Here is a 21,264-nt window from a genome sequence, read left to right as displayed (position 1 = left end):
GGTCCTATGTCACGCGCGTGTGGGCAGGGCCCCCGTGCCGGGCCGATGCGATCAGACCGCGGACCGTGCCCAGCCAGCCGACGGCCACGATCGTGGCGCCGATCGACAGGCCGAGGGCGCCGTTCAGCGGCAGGACGATGCCGACCGCGCCGCCGAACACCCAGGACACCTGGAGCAGTGTCTCGGAGCGGGCGAAGGCGGAGGTGCGCACCAGTTCCGGCACGTCCCGCTGGATCAGCGCATCCAGCGACAGCTTGGCCAGCGCCTGCGCGAACCCGGCGACGGCCGCGAGGCAGGCCACCACGGCCGCGCTGAAGAAGATCGCGGCGGTGATCGCCGCGCCCAGCACGCAGGCCACCACGGTCACGATGATGACCTCCGGCGCCCGTGACCGCAGCCACGCCCCCACCGCCGTACCGCAGGCGTTGCCCACCCCCGCCGAGACGGCCACGATGCCGAGCGACACCGCGGCGCTCTGGCCGGACATGGGGTGCTCGCGCAGCAGGAACGCCAGGAAGAAGATCAGGAAGCCGGACAGGCAGCGCAGGGAGGCGTTGGCCCCCAGGGCGTGGGTGACGGCGGGGCCGACCGTTCTCAGGCCCGGCCGCTTGACGGGCTTCAGGTGCGGCCCGTGCAGGTGCTCCTCGTCCGCCGCCAGCAGCGCGGTGTCCTCGCCCTTGGCCGAGTCGACCTTCGGCGGCAGCGTGAACGACAGGAACGTCCCCACGACGAAGATCACGAAAGCGCCGTAGAGCGGCCAGCGCGGGCCCAGCGTCTGGAGCCCGGCGCCGACCGGGGCGGCCACCCCGGTGGCCAGCAGCCCCCCGAGGGTCACTCTGGAATTGGCCTTCACCAGCGAGAACCGTGGTGGCAGCAGTCGTGGCACGACCGCGCTCCTGACCACCCCGTAGGCCTTGGAGGCGACGAGGACGCCGAGCGCGGCCGGGTACAGCTCGATGCTGCCGGTGCTGACGGCCCCGGCCAGGATCAGCGCGAGGAAGGCCCGGGCCAGCATGGCGCCCGCCATCGCGGCCCGGCGGCCGTGCGGGAGGCGGTCGAGGAGGGGGCCGATCACCGGGGCGAGGAGCGTGAAGGGCGCCATGGTGATGCCGAGGTAGAGCGCGACCCGGCCGCGGGCCTCGTCGGTGGGCACCGAGAAGAACACCGTGGAGGCGAGCGCGACGGTGATCATGACGTCGCCCGCACCGTTCACGCCATGCAGCTCGATCAGCTTGCCGAGGCCGGACTCGCCCGCCCCGTGCGCGTGGGTCGCCTTTCGGATGCCGCGCGCGGGGCCCGTGAGGGGGAAGTGCAGGGCACGCCCGACGGAGCGGACGGCGCCGCGCATCCGGCCCGTACCGCCGTTCTCACTGCCCCTGTCCCCGCCGACACCGGTGGCTCCCTGGGGCGTCCTCGCGGCTGCCACGACGCCATAGTGCCCCGAGATGGCCGTACGTAGTGCGGTTCCCGCACGTATGGCTGTGCCTTTGTCAGTGGTTTGCGACCGTCGGTGTAGGCCAAGCGCACGCAAGCAGGTAGCGTGCGTATCTCGGCCATCCCGCAGAATGGATGTGTCAGGTGCGCCCGAGTGCGAGGGGGCGCGGACGTCGACGCGGTCCACAGGTCCGCTCCGTCTGCCCGCCCCTTAAGCCTTCAGGCGGCCGCACCCGAGAGACGGCGTAGGAGAGAAGCGATACCTGTGAGCGCAGCGACAACGCGAAGCCGCACCCCCGACCGCCTGTGCGCCGAGGCGGTCGACCTCGCCCGCACCGCAGCCGAGGAGGCTGCCGCGCCCGGAGTGGTCGGCGAGCATGTGGGCCTTGTGTCCGAGGGCGACCGCGTTGTCACGCACTTCTTCGAGTGCAAGGAACTCGGGTACCGCGGCTGGCGCTGGGCGGTCACGGTGGCCCGGGCGTCCCGCGCGAAGGTCGTGACGCTGGACGAGGTGGTCCTGCTGCCGGGCCCGGACGCGCTCCTGGCCCCCGAGTGGGTGCCGTGGAGCGAGCGGCTGCGCCCCGGCGACATGGGCCCGGGCGACCTGCTCCCCACCGACGCCGAGGACCTGCGCCTGGAGCCCGGCTACACCGGCGAGGACGAGCCCGCGCCGAACTCCGTCGTCTCCCACGAGATGGCCGAGCTGGTGGAGGCCGAGGACGCCGAGGTCACACCGGGCACCCCCGCCAGCCTCCCGGAGGTTCCCACCCGGGGCTCGATCGCCGCGGTCGCCGAGGAACTGGGCATGCGCCGCGCCCGCGTCCTGTCCCGCTACGGCCTCCATGTCGCCGCGGACCGCTGGGAGGAGTCGTACGGCGCCAAGACCCCGATGGCACAGGCCGCCCCCGCCTCCTGCGTCAGCTGCGGCTTCCTGATGCCCATCGGCGGCTCCCTGGGCCAGGCCTTCGGCGTCTGCGCCAACGAGTTCGCCCCCGCCGACGGCCGTGTCGTCTCCCTGACCTACGGCTGCGGCGGCCACTCGGAGGCTGCGGTCATGCCCAAGCCCCCGCAGCCGGCCCCGCCGGTCATCGACGAGACCCGCGTCGACCCCTTCCCCCTGCGCCCGGCCGCCGACTCCGGCTCCGTACCGGACGTCTCCGACGAGGACGCGGCGGACCTCGGGCACTCGTAGCGGTGCGGGACCCGGAGATCCTGGCCCACTTCGACGGGCGGGGCCGTGCCGAGTTCGTGCTGGGCGGCTTCGAGGGGCGGCACACCGCCAGGATCACCGCGATCGGCCATGAGCTGGGCTACGCGCTCAAGTCGACCGAGATCCGCGGCAGAAGCGTCGCGCGCCTGGTCTACGTGCGCGACGACTCCCCGCTCGCCCGCCGCCGCGCCGGGCAGACCCTGGACCGGCTGCGGACGGGCGGGGCGCTGCTGCCGCCCGGCGGCGTCGAAATGGCGACGAGACGGCAGCAACTCGACGCCCACGAGGAGTGGGGGAACGGCGGGATCAGGAGCCTCGTCGTGCTCTTCACGCTGCTCGGTCTGGGCAGCCTGCTCGTCGCGTGGGCGCTGCGCGACGACCCCGGTGCGGCCGCCGGTGTCGTGCTGGGCCTCGGTGTTCCGTGCGCCGTGGCTGCCTTCGTGATCCCTCGACGGATGAGGCGCTGGTACGAGCGGAACCGGCAGCTCGTGCGGCGCTACGACCAGGAGCGGGGCGGGCGGGTGGGGCCGCCGCCTCCGCCGCCTTCCCTCGGCTGAACGTTCCCGCGGGGTGCCGCGTCACAGGCGTAGTCGTCTGTGGAGGGGTGTCGTGGGTCGCAGGCTGGGGTTCGTTGTCGTGGGGGCCGTGCTGGCCGCCGGGTGCGGTGGCGGGGGCGGGGAGCCGGAGGTGTCCGCGCCGGTGTGGAAGGAGCCCGGCTCCTACGCGTACACGCTCACCTCCGCGACCCAGGTGCTGTGGGGCACCTTCCGGGTGACCGTGCGGGACGGCGAGGTCGTCGAGGCCGTCGGGCTGGACGACGACAGCCGGCGGGTGCTGAGGGACCTGCCCGAGCGGCCGGACCGCGTCCCGACCATCGGCGGGCTGGTGGAGCTGCTGGAGCAGGCGCGCCAGGAGCGGGCCGACACCGCGGAGGCGGAGTACGCGGCGGACGGGCGCCCCACGCGGATCACCCTGGACTGGGACGAGAACGCCATCGACGACGAGGCCGAGTACGTCATCGGCGGCTACCGGCCCGCGGCCCGCTGAGGCGGCCGCGGTCCCGCGCGCTCATGTTCGGCACCAGGGGGTACCTTCGTCCTCACGTCGACGAGGAGAATGAACGTGAGCAAGTTCGTGCGGCCCGCAGCCGAGGGGGCTGATCCGTTCGGGACCGCCCGGCTGCGGCGTGGGGTGCTGGACGCGTGGGCCACCAGCCCCGCCCGGTTCCGGGAGGACGCCAACGCCGAGGAGGACCTCGTTCTCGGCGGCTACCGGGACCGCCTGGTCGTCGAGCTGGCGCAGAACGCCGCCGACGCCGCCGCCCGCGCGGGCGTGCCCGGCCGGCTCCGGCTCACGCTGCGCGACGGCGTCCTCGTCGCCGCCAACACCGGCGCCCCGCTGGACGCGGCCGGGGTCGAGTCCCTCGCCACGCTGAGGGCGTCGGCGAAGCGGGACACGCCGTCCGTCGGGCGGTTCGGCGTCGGGTTCGCGGCCGTGCTGTCCGTCACCGACGAGCCCGCGGTCGTGGGGCGGCACGGCGGTGTCCGGTGGTCCCTCGCCGAGGCCCGGGACCTCGCCGCCGACACCGCCCGGCACAGCCCCGGGCTCGGGGACGAGATCCGGCGCCGGGACGGCCATGTGCCCCTGCTGCGGCTCCCGTTCGCCGCCGAGGGCACCGCCCCCGCCCCCTACGACACGGCCGTCATCCTGCCCCTGCGGGACACGCCCGCCGCCGACCTCGCCGAGCGGCTGCTGAACGCCGTCGACGACGCCCTGCTCCTCGCCCTGCCGGGGCTGGAGGAGGTCGTGGTCGAGACGGACACCGTGCGCACGATCACCCGGCGCACCGACGGCGCCTTCACCGTCGTGGAGGACTCCCGGGACGGCGCCACCCGCTGGCGTACCGCGTCCGCGCACGGGCCGCTGACGCCCGAACTGCTCGCCGACCGGCCCGTGGAGGAGCGGCTGCGCCCCCACTGGTCGCTCACCTGGGCCGTACCGGTGGACGACACGCAGGCCCCGGCCCGGCCCCGTACCAGCCCCGTCGTGCACGCGCCCACGCCCAGCGACGAGCCCCTCGGCGTGCCCGCCCTGCTCATCGGGTCGTTCCCGCTGGACACCACCCGCCGGCACGCCGCCCCGGGCCCGCTGACCGACTTCCTCGTCCAGCGGGCGGCGGACGCCTACGCCGAACTCCTCGCCGACTGGCGGCCGGTGACCGCGGGCGTCATCGATCTCGTGCCCGGCCCGCTGGGCAAGGGCGAGCTGGACGGTGCGCTGCGGGCGGCGATCCTGGAGCGGCTGCCGCGCACCGCGTTCCTGCCGCCCGCCCTCGAGGCCGGCGACGACGACGAACTGCCCGAGGCGCTGCGGCCGCGGGACGCCGAGGTGGTGGAGGGCGCCGGGAGCGACACCGTGCGGGTGCTCGCCGAGGTGCTGCCCACCCTCCTCCCGGCCGGCCTCGAACGGCGCGTGGAGCTGCGGACGTTGGGCGTGGCGCGGGTGCCGCTGACCGACGCGGTCGACCGGCTCGCGGGCCTGGAGAAGGACCCGGGCTGGTGGCGGCGGCTCTACGACAGCCTCGCCGGCGTCGACCCCGACCGGCTCTCCGGGCTGCCCGTGCCGCTGGCCGACGGGCGGACCACCATCGGGCCCCGGCAGGTGCTGCTGCCCGCCCCCGACGCCTCCCGGGTCGACCCGGAGGTGCTCACCCGGCTCGGCCTGAAGGTTGCCCACCCGGATGCCGCGCACCCGCTGCTGGAGAAGCTGGGCGCGCTGCCCGGCACCCCGCGGGCCGTGCTCACCACCCCGCAGGTGCGGGCGGCTGTCGCCGCCTCCCTGGACGACGACGGCGGCCTCGACTGGGAGGCGGACACCCCCGACGCCGAGGAACTCGCCGACACCGTCCTCGCGCTCGTCCGGGACGCGGACCTGGAGCCGGGGGACGAGCCCTGGCTCGGCGCCCTCGCCCTGCCCGACGAGGAGGGGGAACTCGCGCCCGCCGGTGAACTCGTCCTGCCCGGCAGCCCGTTCGCGTCCGTCATCCGTGAGGGCGAACTCGCCGCGGTCGACGCCGAGCTGGCCGAGAAGTGGGGCGAACAGCCGCTGGCGGCCTGCGGGGTGCTGGCCGGCTTCGCGCTCGTGCGGGCCACCGACGTCGTCCTCGACCCCGACGAACTGGAGCCCCGCGAAGGGGACTTCGCCGAACCGGACGACGCCGGGCTGCTGGACGCGGTGGACGTGTGGTGCGAGGACATCCTCGACCGCTTCCCGGACACCCCGGTGCCGCCGGTCGCCACCGAGCTGGTCGCCGTACGCGACCTGGACCTCGTCGACGACGACAAGTGGCCGCAGGCCCTCGCCCTGCTCGCCCAGCCGCCGCTGCGGGACGCGCTCACCCAGCAGGTGCGGATCCTGCTGCCCGACGGCACCCACGAGGTCGTACGGCCCTACACGGCCTGGTGGCTGCGCGGGCACCCGGTGCTCGACGGGCGGCGCCCGGCCGGTCTGCTGGCCGCCGGCGGCGACCCGCTCCTGCGGGGCCTGTACGACGAGGCCGACGCGACCGGGTTCGACGACGAGCAGGTACTCCGGGCGCTCGGCGTGCGCACCTCCGTTGCCGCCCTGCTCGACGAGCCAGGCGGCGCCGCCGAACTGCTTGACCGGCTCGCCGACCCCGAGCGGGCGGTGACCGGCGCCCAACTGCACGCCCTGTACGGCGCGCTGGCCGAGCTGGACCCCGAGCAGGTGACCCTGCCGGACGAGCTGCGGGCCGTCGTCGACGGGCGGGTGGAGGTGGTGGACGCGGCCGAGGCCGTGGTCGTCGACTCGCCCGACCTGCTGCCCTTCACCGAGGGCGTCCCCCTGCTGCCGGTCCGCCCGGCGCGCGCCGCCGAACTCGCCGAACTGTTCCAGGTGCGGCGGCTGAGCGAGTCGGTGACGGGCCGGGTCGACTCCGAGGGCACCGAGCACGACGTACCGGAGTCGGTGCGGGCGCTGCTGGGCCCGCGGACCCCGTCCTCGTACCTCGAACACGAGGAACTCTTCGTCGACGGCGTGGAGATCGACTGGCGCCTCACCGACGACGGCGTCCTGCACGCCGCCACCCTGGAAGGGGTCGCGGCCGGTCTCGCCTGGGCGGCGGGACAGTGGCCGCGGCGCTTCGAGGTGGCCGCGCTGCTGGAGGACCCGTCGCGAACGCGGGAGTTGGCGCGGGACCGGTGGTTCGACTGAGACTGGCATTGGCACTGGCACTGGCACTGGGACTGGGACTGGGAACGAGACGGGGCTCACACGGAGGGGCGCAACCTCCCGCGCCCGAATCCCCTCTTCCGTACAACCATTCGCACGCGTCGCGAATCTGATCATGCGAGCCAACAGGCTCCACGATCACTTGGACCCCGGCCGACGACGAGCCGTAGGGAACGACCATCGCCGGGGTCCCTCTCCACACTGGAGAACGCATGCGTATACGCGCCACCGTGGCCGCCGTCTCCGGCGCCCTCGTCCTGTCCGCCGTCGCCGCGCCGCTCGCGCAGGCCGACGGCTCTTCGCACAGCCCCGATGACGTCAGGCAGTCCGTGCAGGCCGCGAAGCAGGCCGCCGACGCCCGCAGCACCTTCGCCGCCGCCGACACCGGCACCCCGTACGAGCTCCCCTTCGCCTTCTCCAACGTGAAGGTCAACAACGGCAAGCCGATCGTCGTCGGTCTGCAGGACCGCAAGACCGTGCCGGTCACCTACACCGTCACGCACGACGGGACCGTCGACCTGAGCGACCCGGAGCTCTTCTTCGACGTCGACATCTGGCGCGGCGGCAGCTACGGCGACCCGGTCAACAACCTGTGGGGCGAGGAGGGGCCCGACTGCTGGGCGACCTCGGGCACCACGTTCGACTGCAAGGGGCAGATCGACATCTTCCCCAAGGACGAGCTGTCGAACGCCGACGCCACCACGTGGAAGATCGGCGGCTGGGCCATCGACTACAACGGCGAGGACACCAACTCCCCGGACGTCAACTGGGACAACGTCGGCTTCGCCGTGCAGGACAGCCTGGGCACCACCAAGCTCAAGCGCCGGTCCGCGGTGACGGTGAACGCCTCCCCGGAGCCGGTGAAGAAGGGCAAGACCCTCACCGTCACCGGCAAGCTGAAGCGCGCCAACTGGGACACCAACACCTACACCGGCCTGCCCAGCGGCCAGTCGGTGACGCTCCAGTTCCGCAAGAAGGGCAGCACGACGTACACCAACGTCAAGGGCGTCAAGACCGCCTCGGGCGGCTACCTGAAGACCACGGTCACGGCCTCCACCGACGGCTACTGGCGCTTCAAGTACGCGGGCATCTCCAACACCGCGTCGTCCACGGCCGCGGGTGACTACGTCGACGTGCAGTAAGCGGCGACACCTCCTCGACGCCCGGTCCCGGAAGCCGTCCGGGGGCGGGCGTCGGTGTATTCGGGGCGGGCAGGCAACCCAAACCTTCCCGGGCCCCTCTGATCATGTGGAGCATCCAGGCTCCATTCACGACCATTTTGGGGAACGCATGCGTATACGTGCCACCGTGGCCGCCGTCTCCGGCGCCCTGGTCCTGTCCGCCTTCGCCGTGCCGGCCGCGCAGGCCGACGACTCCGGCTCCGCCTACCGCGCCGACGTGGCGAAGGCCCGTATCGCCCAGGGCACCCGCGCCGACGCCCCGTACGACCTGGACGTGACCTTCTCCGACTTCAAGGTCGCCAAGGCGATCAAGGTCGGTACGACGGGGCACGTCGCGCGGACGGTCACGTACACGATGACCCACGGCGCCGACGTCAAGATCAAGGCCAGGGACTTCGTCACCGGCCCGTACCTCTACAAGGGCGCCTACACCGGCCCCGACGGCATGCTGTTCGGCGACAAGCCGGCCACCTGCACCTCCACCTCGCCCACCACCGCCACCTGCACCGGCAAGATCGACATCTACCCGGGCGACCGCGAGCTGGTGAACTCCGACGCCGGCACCTGGAAGGGCGCCGCCCTGGCCCTCGCGCAGAACGGCCAGGACCCGGACGGCGTGGACTACGACATCACCAAGGTCGGTTACGCCGACCAGGGCGGCCTCGGCTCGACGGTGCTCCAGCGCAACTCCAAGCTGACGGTGGACGCCTCCCCGGAGCCGGTGAAGAAGGGCAAGACCCTCACCGTCACCGGCAAGCTGAGCCGCGCCAACTGGGAGACCCGCAAGTACGCGGGCTACGCCGGCCAGCCGGTGACCCTCCAGTTCCGCAAGAAGGGCTCCTCGGCGTACACCAACGTCAAGGGCATCAAGTCCAACGCCAAGGGCGAGCTGAAGACCACGGTGAAGGCCTCCCAGGACGGCTACTACCGCTTCGTCTTCAAGGGCACGAAGACCACCCCGGCGGTCACCGCCGCCGGTGACTTCGTCGACGTGCAGTAGTTCCGGCACGGTTCCCCGCGCCCTGAAGGGGGCGCGGGGAACCGCACCCCGCCGCGGCCCGCCCAGCGGAGCGCCTACGCGGGGAACCGGCGGTCGACCCACTTCCACACCAGCTCCAGGGTGGCCGCCGCCCCCGCCGCGATGCCCACGGCGACCCACGGCATCGTGACCCCGACCAGCCGCAGCGCGAAGAACTCCTGCAGCCACGGCACGACCAGCACCAGCAGGAAGCCCGCGCCCATCGAGGCCACCAGCAGCACCCGCCACCAGGTGTAGGGGCGGGCGATGATCGCCAGCACCCACATCGAGATCAGGAACAGCGTCAGCGTCGCCACGCTGGTCTCCGCGTCCAGGGAGCCCTCGCCCGTGTAGTGGTGCCGGGCGATCAGATACGTCGCGAAGGTCGCCAGCGCGGCCACCACCCCGCCCGGGATCGCGTACCGCATCACCCGCCGTACGAAGTGGGGTTTGGCCCGCTCCTTGTTGGGCGCGAGGGCGAGGAAGAAGGCCGGGACGCCGATCGTCAGCGTCGACAGCAGGGTCAGGTGGCGCGGCAGGAACGGGTACTCCACCTGCCAGCACACCACCATCACCGCCAGCAGCACCGAGTACACGGTCTTCACCAGGAACAGCGTGGCGACCCGGGTGATGTTCCCGATGACCCGCCGGCCCTCGGCGACCACCGAGGGCAGCGTCGCGAAGCTGTTGTTCAGCAGCACGATCTGCGCGACCGCCCGCGTCGCCTCCGAGCCGGAGCCCATCGAGACGCCGATGTCGGCGTCCTTCAGCGCCAGTACGTCGTTCACGCCGTCGCCGGTCATCGCGACCGTGTGGCCGTGCGCCTGGAGCGCGCCCACCATGTCCCGCTTCTGCTGCGGGGTGACCCGTCCGAACACCGTGCCCTCGTCGAGGGCCTCGGCCATGCCGTCCTTGTCGTGGGGCAGCAGCCGGGCGTCGACGGTGGTGCCCTCCAGGCCGAGCTTGGCGGCGACCGCGCCCACGGAGACCGCGTTGTCGCCGGAGATGACCTTGGCGCGGACGTTCTGCTCGGCGAAGTAGCGCAGGGTGTCGGCGGCGTCGGGCCGCAGCCGCTGCTCCAGCACCACCAGCGCGGCCGGTTTGGCGTCCTCGGCCACGCGGGGGTCGTCCAGCTCGCGACCGGTGCGGGCCAGCAGCAGGACGCGCAGGCCCTGTTCGTTGAGGGACTCGGTCTCGGCGAGGGCGGGGTCGCCGGGGGCCAGCAGCACGTCCGGCGCCCCGAGCAGCCAGGTGCTGGACTCGCCGTCGCCCTCGCTGAAGGAGGCGCCGCTGTACTTGCGGGCGGAGGAAAACGGCAGGGACTCGGTGCAGCGCCAGTCCTCGGCGTCGGGGTAGGCGTCGATGACGGCCTGGAGGGAGGCGTTGGGGCGCGGGTCGGACTCGCCGAGGGCGCCCAGCACCTTCCGTGCGTACTCCTCGTCGTTGCCGCCCAGTATCCGCAGCTCGGTGACGTCCATGCCGCCCTCGGTGAGGGTGCCGGTCTTGTCGAGGCAGACGGTGTCGACGCGGGCGAGGCCCTCGATGGCCGGGAGTTCCTGGACCAGGCACTGCTTGCGGCCCAGCCGGATGACGCCGATCGCGAAGGCGACGGAGGTGAGCAGCACCAGCCCCTCGGGGACCATGGGGACGATGCCGCCGACGGTCCGGGCGATGGAGTCGTCGAGGGCGTTCTCCTTGACGAAGAGCTGCGTGATGATCAGGCCGGTCGCGGCCGGGATCATCATCCACGTCACGTACTTGAGGATCGTGGAGATGCCGGAGCGCAGCTCGGAGTGGACCAGGGTGAACCGGGAGGCCTCCTCGGCGAGCTGGGCGGCGTAGGCCTCGCGGCCGACCTTGGTGGCCTGGAAGGCGCCGCCGCCCGCGACGACGAAGCTGCCGGACAGCACGCGGTCCCCGGGCCGTTTGACGACCGGGTCGGCCTCGCCGGTGAGCAGCGACTCGTCGATCTCCAGGCCGTCGGCCTCGACGCAGACGCCGTCGACGACGGCCTTGTCGCCGGGTCCGATCTCGATGAGGTCGTCGAGCACGATCTCGGAGGTGCTGACCTCGACGGCGGTCCCGTCCCGCCGCACGGTGGGCTTCGCCTCGCCGATGACGGCGAGGGAGTCCAGGGTCTTCTTCGCCCGCCACTCCTGGATGATGCCGATGCCGGTGTTGGCGAGGATCACATAGCCGAACAGGCTGTCCTGGACCGGCGCGACGAACAGCATGATCAGCCAGAGCACGCCGATGATCGCGTTGAACCGGGTGAACACGTTGGCGCGGACGATGTCGGCCACGGAGCGGCTGCTGCGCACCGGTACGTCGTTGACCTGCCCGCGTGCGACCCGCTCGGCCACCTCGGCGGAGCTGAGCCCGCCCGTGCCCACCGGGGCGGGCAGGGGGTGGCCGGGATCGACTTCGGTGCCCGCGTCGAGGTGCGTCATGCCTTCGACGGTACGTGCGGACGTGCGGGTTCACCCGCCGAGTGCGCGGAAGATCCGACCTGGGGAGGACGGGGAACGGGACGAAATGGTGCCGTGGTTGTACGAGGGGTCTACTGTTCCGCGGCCGCGGCCCGCTTGAGGGCGGCGTCGCGCTTGCGGACGTACCAGATGCCGATCAGGCCGAGCCCGGCGCCGGCCAGGCAGGTCCACAGCCACCACAGGTGCCCGTGGTCGTCGAACCAGCCGTAGAAGGGGAGCTGGACCAGGAAGAGGACGAACCAGATGATCGTGCCGCCGGTGACGGTGGCGACCACGGGGCCCTCCAGGGGCTCCGGCGCCTCGTGCTTGGGGGTTCCCGAAAAAAGACCGGCCATGGGGACAGCTTACGAGGCGGTCGGAAACGGCGGGGGAGCGCGGGGGAGCGCCGGGGGTCTACGCGCGGAGATAGCGATCGGACCCTCATATGTTCATACTGAAACCGTTTGTCTTTGACCACTTCTGTTCGTAGGAAACGCCAATGTCCACCTCGGCCCCCGCCAAGGTCCCCACCCCCGAGCAGCCCGGCGGCGCCCCCGCGCACGGCGCCCTCGACCGCTACTTCAAGATCTCGGAGCGGGGCAGCACGCTCGCGCGGGAGGTCCGTGGTGGCTTCGCCACCTTCTTCGCGATGGCCTACATCATCGTGCTGAACCCGATCATCCTGGGCAGCGCGAAGGACATGTACGGCCACCAGCTGGACGGCGGCCAGCTGGTCACGGCGACGGTGGTGACGGCCGCGTTCACCACCCTGCTCATGGGTGTCATCGGCAACGTGCCGATCGCGCTGGCCGCCGGTCTCGGCGTCAACTCCGTCGTCGCGCTCCAGCTCGCCCCGCGGATGTCCTGGCCGGACGCGATGGGCATGGTCGTCCTCGCGGGCTTCGTCGTGATGCTGCTGGTCGCCACGGGCCTGCGTGAGCGTGTGATGAACGCCGTGCCCTTCGGCCTGCGCAAGGCGATCTCGATCGGTATCGGCCTGTTCATCATGCTGATCGGTCTGGTCGACTCCGGCTTCGTCTCCCGCATCCCGGACGCCGCCCACACCACGGTCCCGCTCCAGCTCGGCGGCGACGGTCACCTCAACGGCTGGCCGGTCCTCGTCTTCGTCCTGGGCGCGCTGCTCACCCTGGCCCTGATCGTCCGCAGGGTGTCCGGCGCCATCCTGATCTCGATCGTCGCGATGACCGTCCTCGCGGTGGTCATCGACGCGGTCGCGAACGTCCCCGCCTGGGGCCTGACCACCCCGAAGTGGCCCGGCAGCCCCGTCGCCACCCCCGACTTCGGACTGCTCGGCGAGGTCAGCCTGTTCGGCGGCTTCGCGAAGGTCGGCGTACTGACCGGCGTGCTGTTCGTCTTCACCGTGCTGCTGTCGTGCTTCTTCGACGCGATGGGCACGATCATGGGCGTCAGCGACGAGGCCAAGCTGACCGACGCCCAGGGCCAGATGCCCGGCATCAACAAGGTCCTCTTCGTCGACGGTCTCGCGGTCGCCGCGGGCGGCGCCAGCTCCTCCTCGGCCACCACCGCGTTCGTGGAGTCCACGGCCGGCGTCGGCGAGGGCGCCCGGACCGGCTTCGCCAACCTCGTCACCGGCGGCCTGTTCACCGTGGCGCTCTTCCTGACCCCCGTCGCCACCATGGTCCCGTCCCAGGCGGCCACGCCGGCGCTGCTCGCGGTCGGCTTCCTGATCCTGGCCAACTCCGTCACGCAGATCGACTGGGCCGACCACACGATCGCGATCCCGGCCTTCGTGACGATGGTGATGATGCCGTTCACCTACTCGATCACCAACGGCATCGGCATGGGCTTCATCACGTTCGTGGTGCTGCGGCTGGCGGCCGGGCGGGGCAAGGAGGTCCCCGCCGCGATGTACGTCGTCGCCGCCGTCTTCGGCTTCTACTACCTGATGCCGGCGCTCGGACTCACGTAGACGCTGCTCGGCCTCACGTAGACGCTGCTCGGCCTCACGTGACGCCGTAGAACTTCTCCGTCTCCTCGACCGCGGTCTGGAACCGCTCGTCGAAGTCGTCCCGAATGAGCGTCCGGACCACGTAGTCCTGGACGCTCATTCCTCTTTTCGCCGCATGGTGCCGGAGCCGTTCGAGCAGCTCCCCGTCTATCCGCAGGCTGAGCACGCTGGTCCCCATGCACACGAGGGTCACCTCAGACGGCCGGAGCGCGCGTCACTTTCCGGATTTGGCTCACTCATATGGGTGACGCCAGGATTCGGTGGCCGGAGTCACGGGCACAGGTCGTGACACGAGTGGTCCTTAGTAAGGGTAATGAGTTAACCTAAAGAACATGTCGGACCTTAGCCATGGCGACGACGCTGCCGCCGTGAACTCCCTGCGATCCGCTGTCATGCGGTTGTCCCGTCGCCTCAAGCACCAGCGGGTCGACGAATCGCTGAGCCCCACCGAGATGTCGGTGCTCGGCACCCTGTCCCTCTGCGGCAAGGCCACCCCGGGCGAACTCGCCCGCAAGGAGCACGTCCAGCCGCCGTCGATGACCCGCATCGTCGCCCTGCTGGAGGCCAAGGGACTGGTCCGTCTCGAGCCGCACCCCGAGGACCGGCGCCAGAAGGTCGTCACCAAGACCGAGCTGGCCGAGACCATGCTCGCCGAGAGCCGCGCCAAGCGGAACGCCTTCCTGGCCACCCTGGTCGACGGCCTCGACGAGGACGAGTGGGCGAAACTGCGCGCCGCCGCCCCCGTGCTGGAGAAGCTCGCACACCTGTAAGCAGCGTCTGTAAGGAGGCGAACCCACTTTGAGTACGGGATCCGGAGCAGCTTCCGCCCCCGCACCGACCACCCCCGATTCCCCCCGCACGTCCTCGATGTTCAGCTCGCTGCGCATCCGCAACTACCGCCTGTTCTTCGCCGGACAGGTCGTCTCCAACACCGGCACCTGGATGCAGCGCATCGCCCAGGACTGGCTGGTCCTCAGCCTCACCGGCTCCGCGACCGCCGTCGGCGTCACCACGGCACTCCAGTTCCTGCCGATGCTCCTCTTCGGCCTCTACGGCGGTGTCCTCGTCGACCGGCTGCCCAAGCGGCCCACGCTCCTGGTCACCCAGTCCGCGATGGCCCTCACCGGCCTCGCGCTCGCCTTCCTCACCCTGACCGGACACGTCCAGGTCTGGCACGTCTACCTCGCCGCCCTCGCCGTGGGCCTCGCCACGGTCGTCGACAACCCGGCCCGCCAGACCTTCGTCAGCGAGATGGTCGGTCCGGCCCAGCTCCAGAACGCCGTCAGCCTGAACTCGGCCAACTTCCAGTCCGCCCGGCTCGTCGGCCCGGCCGTCGCCGGCCTGATGATCACCGGCGTCGGCACCGGCTGGGCGTTCCTCTTCAACGGCCTCTCCTTCGTCGCACCCATCGCCGGACTGCTGCTCATGCGGTCCCGCGAACTGCACACCGTGGAGCGCGCACCGCGCGGCAAGGGCCAGCTGCGGGAAGGCCTGCGGTACGTCGCCGACCGCCCCGACCTGATCTGGACCATCGTCCTGGTCGGGTTCGTCAGCACCTTCGGCTTCAACTTCCCCGTGTACCTGTCGGCCTTCGCCGACGACGTCTTCCACGCGGGCGCCGGCTCCTACAGCCTCTTCAACACCCTGATGGCCGTCGGCTCCCTCGCCGGCGCCCTGCTCGCCGCCCGGCGCGGCACCGCCCGGATGCGGGTACTGGTCGTGGGCGCGGTGGCCTTCGGGGTGCTGGAGCTGGTGGCCTCCGCGGCCCCCTCGCTGTGGCTGTTCGCCCTGCTCATGATCCCGATCGGCATGTTCGGCATGACCGTCAACGTCACCGCCAACAGCAGCGTCCAGATGAGCACCGACCCGGCCATGCGCGGCCGCGTGATGTCCCTCTACATGATGGTCTTCATGGGCGGCGCACCGCTCGGCGCCCCGATCGCCGGCTGGATCACCGACGCCTACGGCGTCCGGGCGGGCCTGGCCGCGGGCGGAGCCGTCGCCGCGGCCGCGGCGGTCGTGATCGGCCTCGTCCTCGCCCGCGTCGGCAACCTGCGCCTCTCGGTGGGCTGGCACCGCGGCCACCCGGTGGTCCGCTTCGTACCGAGGGAACGGGAACGGGTCGCGGCCGCGGCATGACGGGTGCCGAAGCGGCGGGGGCGGGTCGCCCCCGGCCGCTTCGGCAGGTCCCGTGTCGTTCGGCTGAGGGCTCGTCGTGGCTGCTCGCGCAGTTCCCCGCGCCCCTCTGGAGCGCTGTCGCGCCGCAGTCGTATGCGCCGGGTCGCTCAGACGCGCCTGGCCAGCACCTGGCCCGGCCAGTCGCCGTCCGTCCCGGCGGTGTACGTCTGTGTCGGGGTGAAGCCGTTCGCCTCGTAGTACGCCACGAGCCGGCGGTCGCCGCCCGCGTAGCAGTCCACGCGCAGCAGTCCCACGCCCGCCTGCCGGGTCACCTCGGCGGCGTGCGCGAGGAGGGCGCTGCCCACGCCGTGGCCCTTGAAGCGGCGGTCGGAGGCGAGCCAGTGGATGTACCGCTCGGGCTCGCCGGCCGGCGGGAGGTGGGCCAGATAGGCGCCGGGCCCGTCGGTGAGGCTGAGGGTGCCGGCCGGCACCCCGTCGGCCTCGGCGATGAACGTACGGCCCTCCGTCATGTACCGGGTGACCGACTCCACCGTCTTCGCCTGCCCCGACAGCGGCCGCGTCCCCCACTGGCCGGTGCGCCCCTGCGCGACCAGCCACTCCACGCAGCTGTCGAGCATGCCGAGTATCGCGGGAATGTCGGCGGGCCCGCCGTCCCTGATCGTGATCTTCATGCGCCCATGGTGGCAGGCTGGGTTCCATGAGACTCTTCGCGGCCGTGCTGCCGCCCGAGGAGGCGGTCCGCGAACTCGCCCGCGCGGTGGACGGGTTGCGGCGGCTGCCCGGCTCGGACACGCTCCGCTGGACCGGCCGCCCCGGCTGGCACCTCACCCTCGCCTTCTACGGAGACGTCGACGACGAACGCGTACCGGACCTGTCGGCACGGCTGGAGCGGGCCGCGCACCGCACCGCGCCCTTCGCGCTGGCCCTGCGCGGCGGCGGGCAGTTCGGCCACGGCAGGGCCCTGTGGGCCGGGGCCGAGGGCGACCTCGACGCCCTGCGGCTGCTGGCCGAGCGCGCGGAGGCGGCCGGACGCAAGGCGGGCGTGCCGATGGGCGAGCACCGGCGCTACAAGGCCCACCTGACGCTGGCCCGGAGCCGGCAGCCGGCGGACGTGCGGGAGTGCCTGGCGGCGCTGGACGACTTCACCGGCGCACGCTGGACGGTGCAGGAGCTGGCGCTGGTCCGCAGCCGCCTGCCGAAGTCCGGCGTACCGGGGGAACAGCCGCGGTACGAGGCGGCCGCCCGGTGGGCGTTCGGGGCGGGCGGTTAGGCTCGTTCCCGTGGACCCGAAAACTCGGAACCGGATCATGGCCGGTGCGCTCGTGCTGATGTTCGTCGTGGTGGCTCTCGCGTCGGCGATCGGCAGGTGAGGGCCGGGGAACCGACGGCCGGCGTCCGGCCGCACAGTTCCCCGTGCCCCGGCCGAGCCGCTACCAGGCGAACGCCTCCGGAGACGGACCCGGCCCCGGGAAGACCTCCTCCAGGCCCGCCAGCAGCTCCTCGCTCAGCTCCAGCTCCACCGCCCGCACCGCCGAGTCCAGCTGCTCCTGCGTCCTCGGACCGACGATCGGGCCCGTCACGCCAGGGCGGGTGAGCAGCCAGGCCAGGGCGGCCTCGCCGGGCTCGACGCCGTGCTTGTCGAGCAGGTCCTCGTAGGACTGGAGACGGGCACGGGCCGCCGGGTCCGCGAGCGTCTCGGCCGCGCGTCCCGAAGCGCGGCGGCCGCCCTCCGCCTCCTTCCTGATGACCCCGCCGAGCAGCCCGCCGTGCAGCGGCGACCAGGGGATGACGCCCAGACCGTAGTCCTGCGCGGCCGGGATGACCTCCATCTCGGCGCGGCGCTCGTAGAGGTTGTACAGGCACTGCTCGCTGACCAGACCGAAGGAGCCGCGCCGGGCGGCGGTCTCGTTGGCCTGGGCGATCTTGTAGCCGGGGAAGTTGCTGGAACCGGCGTAGAGGATCTTGCCCTGCTGGACCAGGACGTCGATGGCCTGCCAGATCTCCTCGAACGGCGTGTTCCGGTCGATGTGGTGGAACTGATAGACGTCGATGTAGTCGGTGCCGAGCCGCTTGAGCGAGGCGTCGACCGCCCGGCGGATGTTGACCGCCGACAGCTTGTCGTGGTTCGGCCAGGCCGCCGCGCCGTCGGCGCCCATGTTGCCGTACACCTTGGTGGCGAGCACCACCTTGTCGCGGCGCTCGCCACCCTGGGCGAACCAACTGCCGATGATCGACTCGGTACGGCCCTTGTTCTCGCCCCAGCCGTACACGTTGGCGGTGTCGAAGAAGTTGATGCCCGCGTCCAGCGCCGCGTCCATGATCGCGTGGCTGTCGGCCTCGTCTGTCTGCGGACCGAAGTTCATGGTGCCGAGGACGAGTCGGCTGACCTTGAGTCCCGTGCGTCCGAGCTGCGTGTACTTCATGGTTCACCAGCCAACGGCGTGGAGTGGACTCTAAGCAAGGGGATACCGGTGTCAGCCGGTGGGGGTGCGCAGGTCGGCGAAGAGGGCGCGGGTGCGGGTGCCGTCGGGGGTGGTCCAGTGCCCGGCGAGGTGGCCCGCCGCGCCCGGGGGAGGGGTGTCGGGGAGGGCGGGGCGGCGGTGGAGGTACAGGGTGGTGCCGTCCGGGGCGGCGGGGAGCAGGGTGCCGGCCTCGTCGTCCACGGCGGGGCCGTGCGCGCGCAGGCCGCCGGGTCCGTCGTAGGCGCAGGAACGGGTGATCTCGTGGTCGGGTGTGTTGTCGACGCTCTGCGCCTGCGCCTGGGCGCGTCCCTCGACCAGGGCGAACAACTCGGCGACCAGCACCGGGTCGTGGCAGCCGTCGTAGGCCCAGCGCTTGCCCAGCACTCCGTGCTCCATGGTGCCTACGAGGGCGTCCTCGGCGCCGGGGAGGGGGGCGCCGCGGTACGTGAGGGGGACGAGGTAGGCGACCCCGTCACCATCGGTCACCACCATGAACTCGATCCCGACCTCACCCGCCGGGTCGTCCAGCCGGAAGCCCCCGGACTTCGTCAACTCCGGTGTGCCGTCGCCGACGTACCAGGGGCGGGTGGGGAGCCAGTCGGTGAGGAGTTCGAGCTTGGTGGGCTTGAGGGTGGTGTGGTGGATGATCGCCATGCGATCGGATTCTGTCAGTCAGTCGCGGGGGAACTCATCGGTCTTGAGGGTGAGTTCGAGGTGGGTGGTGGTCATGTCGACGTCCGCCCCGAAGCTGACGGAGAGTTTGGCGATGTACTCCCCGTCCTTGGGCTGGGTGTAGAGGTGGCACTTTCCCTGGTAGGGATCGGCGATGAGGTAGACGGGGACTTTGGCGACGGCGTAGGCAGTCTTCTTGGGGCCGTAGCCGTTGGCGGCGGTGTCCTTGGAGATGACCTCTGCCACAAACTCGACGTCCTGATAGCGCCAGCGCCCCTTTTCGTCCTTCACCGAGCGCTCGGCCACTGCTGCTACGTCACACGCGAAGCCGTTCAGGTGCCCGGGGAAATCGATCCTTACGTCCGACGCCAGCCGATTGCGCGGGTACCTGGTGCGCAGCTGCTCCAAGACGTCGAAGATGATCTGGAAGTGAGTGTGCCGCTGCGGCGACATGAAGATGTTCCCCCCGACGATCTCGATCTTTGTTCCCTCGGGGATGGGCATCTTCTCAAGCCACTCGAACATGATGTCCAGAGTGAGCTCGTCGCTGGCTTCGGCCATCTCGATCCTGTCGTCACAGACGGTCATCGTGGCGCTCCTCCCCGGCTGCTCCCACGGGCAGGGGCAGCCGCGCAGTACAACGATACGCACGGTGACCAGGAGACGCCCGGATTCGGTCAACCTGTTCAGACCGCGTACGTGTGCCCGATTCCCCACCCCTGCCACATCGCCTCCGCGAAGGCCCCGGCGATCTTGTGCTCGCCGCTGGCGTTCGGATGCGTGCCGTCGTACGTGTCGAAGTTGATGTCGTACGCGGCCGGAGGCGACGCCAGCAGCAGGGGCGACCGGGGCTCGTCCAGGTCGGCCACCGCCTTGGCGAGCAGCTCGTTGAAGAGGGTCACCTGGGCGGCGAAGGGCGGATCCTGTTCCGCGCGGACGTTCGGGATGACCGGCAGGATCACCATCCGCACCCGCGGCCGGGCCGCCCGCGCCTGCGCCACGAAGGACCGGACGTTCTCCGCCGTCTGCTCGGCGTTCGTGTAGAAGCCCAGGTCGATCAGGCCGAGGGCGACCAGCAGGACGTCCGCCCGGTGCTCCCGGACCGCGTCGCCGATCAGCGGGGCCATGTGCAGCCAGCCCTCGCCCCAGCCGGCGAGGTGGCCGCGGGGGAAGTCGGGGTCGGCGTACTCGTACGAGGTGGGCGCGTCGGTCGCCTTGTCGTAGAGCGTCTCGCGCGGGCCGACGACGGCGAAGGGGCCGCCGTACGTCTCGCGCAGGTGCTGCCACAGCCGGTAACGCCATGTGTGTTCGCCCGCGCTTCCGATCGTCTGGGAGTCGCCGACGGGCATGAACCTGAGCATCCGCTCATGATGGACGATCGGCGGGGCGGGTGGGGTGTGAGGCCGGACACGCCCCGCCAATCAGCAGGCGGGATGGCAGTCTTGGTGACATGCGCCGACCCTTCGCCGTCCTCGCCGCCGCCCTCCTCGTGGGCGCGTTCGCCGTGCCCGCATCCGCCGACGAGAACGACGGCTTCACGATCAAGGACCCGCGCATCACCGAGTCCAGCGGCCTGGCCGCCTCCCGCCAGCACCCGGGCATCTACTGGACCCACAACGACAGCGACGACGGCGCCTACCTCTACGCCGTCGACAGCGCCACCGGCGAGACCGTCGCGACCATCACCATGACCGGCGTGGGCGAACCACGCGATGTCGAGGCCATCTCCATCGGTCCCGGCAACGAGCTGTGGGTCGGCGACATCGGCGACAACCTCGGCGGCACCTGGCCGTATGTGTGGATCTACCGCCTGCCCGAGCCCGAGCAACTGCGCGACCAGACGATCAAGGCCACCCAGTACGTCGTGAAGTACTCCGACGGCGCCCGTGACGCCGAGTCGCTCGTCGTGCACCCCAAGACCGGGCGCGTCTACATCGTCGACAAGAAGGAGGAGGGCGGGCAACTGTACGAGGGCCCCGCCGAGCTCTCCCCCTCCGGCACCAACGTCTTCAAGCCCATCGCCCCCGTCGACAACCTCCAGGCCACCGACGCTGCCCTCTCCCCCAACGGCGAAAAGCTGGTCATCCGCAGCTACTTCGGCGCCTACGCCTACGACTGGAACGGCGGCGACATCAAGAAGACCGACCGCCTCCGCGTCCCCTTCCTCGGCCAGGGCGAGTCCGTCACCTACACCGCCGCCGGCACGAAACTCATGTACGGGGCCGAGGGTTCGCGAAGTTCCGTGGAGCCGCAGGACGCGCCGGAGGGGGGCGGGGGGAGCGGCTCCAAGTCCCCGTCAGGGACCGGCAGTTCATCGTCCGACGGAGGCGACGACTCCGGCGGCGGCAACATCAAGCGGGGCGCGCTGATCGTGGCGGTGGCGTGCGCGGTGGTCTTCGGCGTCCGGCGCGTGTTCAGAAAGGGCTGAGGGACCAGCCG

The 21,264-nt window shown here is 71.6% G+C and carries 20 protein-coding genes; 11 read left to right on the top strand and 9 right to left on the bottom strand.

Annotated elements, in window-relative coordinates:
• Nucleotides 1-4 precede the first annotated feature (4 nt).
• Entirely contained in the window at nt 5-1,426 is a 1,422-nt protein-coding gene (locus ICC28_RS16450) for an MFS transporter (RefSeq protein WP_188289319.1), read from the bottom strand.
• A 273-nt stretch (nt 1,427-1,699) separates the two neighbouring features.
• Between ICC28_RS16450 and ICC28_RS16445 the strand changes: the two genes are divergently transcribed.
• The 6 genes from ICC28_RS16445 (at nt 1,700) to ICC28_RS16420 (ending at nt 9,076) form a co-directional block, all read left to right on the top strand.
• On the top strand, nt 1,700-2,626 hold the full coding sequence (locus ICC28_RS16445) for a DUF3027 domain-containing protein (RefSeq protein WP_188289318.1): 927 nt from the start codon (nt 1,700-1,702) through the stop codon (nt 2,624-2,626).
• A gap of 2 nt (nt 2,627-2,628) precedes the next feature.
• Entirely contained in the window at nt 2,629-3,201 is a 573-nt protein-coding gene (locus ICC28_RS16440; RefSeq protein ID WP_188289317.1) for a hypothetical protein, read from the top strand.
• Between the two features lie 52 nt (nt 3,202-3,253).
• Nucleotides 3,254-3,691, top strand: coding sequence for a DUF6174 domain-containing protein (locus ICC28_RS16435; protein ID WP_317454028.1), 438 nt, complete (start codon nt 3,254-3,256; stop codon nt 3,689-3,691).
• 75 nt (nt 3,692-3,766) lie between these two features.
• On the top strand, nt 3,767-6,877 hold the full coding sequence (locus ICC28_RS16430; protein ID WP_188289316.1) for a sacsin N-terminal ATP-binding-like domain-containing protein: 3,111 nt from the start codon (nt 3,767-3,769) through the stop codon (nt 6,875-6,877).
• Nucleotides 6,878-7,107: 230 nt separating this feature from the next.
• Nucleotides 7,108-8,037, top strand: a complete 930-nt coding sequence (locus tag ICC28_RS16425; protein ID WP_188289315.1) for a hypothetical protein — start codon at nt 7,108-7,110, stop codon at nt 8,035-8,037.
• Nucleotides 8,038-8,185: 148 nt separating this feature from the next.
• Complete coding sequence (locus tag ICC28_RS16420; protein WP_188289314.1) at nt 8,186-9,076, top strand: hypothetical protein; 891 nt, start codon at nt 8,186-8,188, stop codon at nt 9,074-9,076.
• 74 nt (nt 9,077-9,150) lie between these two features.
• On the opposite strand, the gene ICC28_RS16415 is transcribed toward ICC28_RS16420, so the two are convergent.
• Together ICC28_RS16415 and ICC28_RS16410 are read right to left on the bottom strand one after the other, a co-directional pair.
• Nucleotides 9,151-11,544, bottom strand: a complete 2,394-nt coding sequence (locus ICC28_RS16415; protein ID WP_188289313.1) for an HAD-IC family P-type ATPase — start codon at nt 11,542-11,544, stop codon at nt 9,151-9,153.
• A gap of 110 nt (nt 11,545-11,654) precedes the next feature.
• Nucleotides 11,655-11,918: a DUF2530 domain-containing protein gene (locus tag ICC28_RS16410; protein ID WP_188289312.1), complete on the bottom strand. Its 264-nt coding sequence runs from the start codon at nt 11,916-11,918 to the stop codon at nt 11,655-11,657.
• Between the two features lie 143 nt (nt 11,919-12,061).
• On the opposite strand from ICC28_RS16410, the gene ICC28_RS16405 reads away from it, so the two are divergent.
• Nucleotides 12,062-13,513 carry an NCS2 family permease gene (locus ICC28_RS16405; protein ID WP_188289311.1) on the top strand — a complete coding sequence of 484 codons (1,452 nt, stop codon included), beginning with the start codon at nt 12,062-12,064 and terminating at the stop codon, nt 13,511-13,513.
• A 34-nt stretch (nt 13,514-13,547) separates the two neighbouring features.
• Here ICC28_RS16405 and ICC28_RS16400 read toward each other — a convergent pair whose 3' ends face one another.
• Nucleotides 13,548-13,730 carry a ribbon-helix-helix protein, CopG family gene (locus ICC28_RS16400; protein WP_015659639.1) on the bottom strand — a complete coding sequence of 61 codons (183 nt, stop codon included), beginning with the start codon at nt 13,728-13,730 and terminating at the stop codon, nt 13,548-13,550.
• A gap of 154 nt (nt 13,731-13,884) precedes the next feature.
• Between ICC28_RS16400 and ICC28_RS16395 the strand changes: the two genes are divergently transcribed.
• Both ICC28_RS16395 and ICC28_RS16390 read left to right on the top strand, forming a co-directional pair.
• Complete coding sequence (locus tag ICC28_RS16395) at nt 13,885-14,322, top strand: MarR family winged helix-turn-helix transcriptional regulator (protein ID WP_188289310.1); 438 nt, start codon at nt 13,885-13,887, stop codon at nt 14,320-14,322.
• Nucleotides 14,323-14,350: 28 nt separating this feature from the next.
• Nucleotides 14,351-15,691 carry an MFS transporter gene (locus tag ICC28_RS16390; protein ID WP_188289309.1) on the top strand — a complete coding sequence of 447 codons (1,341 nt, stop codon included), beginning with the start codon at nt 14,351-14,353 and terminating at the stop codon, nt 15,689-15,691.
• A 146-nt stretch (nt 15,692-15,837) separates the two neighbouring features.
• On the opposite strand, the gene ICC28_RS16385 is transcribed toward ICC28_RS16390, so the two are convergent.
• Nucleotides 15,838-16,362, bottom strand: coding sequence for a GNAT family N-acetyltransferase (locus ICC28_RS16385; RefSeq protein WP_188289308.1), 525 nt, complete (start codon nt 16,360-16,362; stop codon nt 15,838-15,840).
• Nucleotides 16,363-16,388: 26 nt separating this feature from the next.
• On the opposite strand from ICC28_RS16385, the gene thpR reads away from it, so the two are divergent.
• A complete protein-coding gene (gene thpR, locus ICC28_RS16380) occupies nt 16,389-16,961 on the top strand; it encodes an RNA 2',3'-cyclic phosphodiesterase (protein ID WP_188289307.1) in 573 nt (190 codons plus the stop codon).
• A 160-nt stretch (nt 16,962-17,121) separates the two neighbouring features.
• Here the strand turns inward: thpR and ICC28_RS16375 are convergent, their stop codons facing one another.
• From ICC28_RS16375 to ICC28_RS16360, 4 genes are all read right to left on the bottom strand, one after another.
• Nucleotides 17,122-18,114: an aldo/keto reductase gene (locus ICC28_RS16375; protein WP_188289306.1), complete on the bottom strand. Its 993-nt coding sequence runs from the start codon at nt 18,112-18,114 to the stop codon at nt 17,122-17,124.
• A 51-nt stretch (nt 18,115-18,165) separates the two neighbouring features.
• Nucleotides 18,166-18,807 carry a maltokinase N-terminal cap-like domain-containing protein gene (locus ICC28_RS16370; protein ID WP_188289305.1) on the bottom strand — a complete coding sequence of 214 codons (642 nt, stop codon included), beginning with the start codon at nt 18,805-18,807 and terminating at the stop codon, nt 18,166-18,168.
• Nucleotides 18,808-18,825: 18 nt separating this feature from the next.
• Nucleotides 18,826-19,413, bottom strand: coding sequence for a Uma2 family endonuclease (locus tag ICC28_RS16365; protein WP_188289304.1), 588 nt, complete (start codon nt 19,411-19,413; stop codon nt 18,826-18,828).
• A 98-nt stretch (nt 19,414-19,511) separates the two neighbouring features.
• Entirely contained in the window at nt 19,512-20,186 is a 675-nt protein-coding gene (locus ICC28_RS16360; protein WP_188289303.1) for an SGNH/GDSL hydrolase family protein, read from the bottom strand.
• A gap of 89 nt (nt 20,187-20,275) precedes the next feature.
• Here ICC28_RS16360 and ICC28_RS16355 point away from each other — a divergent pair, with 89 nt between their 5' ends.
• Nucleotides 20,276-21,253, top strand: coding sequence for a WD40 repeat domain-containing protein (locus ICC28_RS16355; RefSeq protein WP_188289302.1), 978 nt, complete (start codon nt 20,276-20,278; stop codon nt 21,251-21,253).
• The last annotated feature ends 11 nt before the right edge of the window (nt 21,254-21,264 follow it).

Source organism: Streptomyces sp. TRM68416 (genome assembly GCF_014596915.1).
Lineage (GTDB): Bacteria > Actinomycetota > Actinomycetes > Streptomycetales > Streptomycetaceae > Streptomyces.
This window is presented reverse-complemented; position numbering and strand designations above follow the sequence as displayed.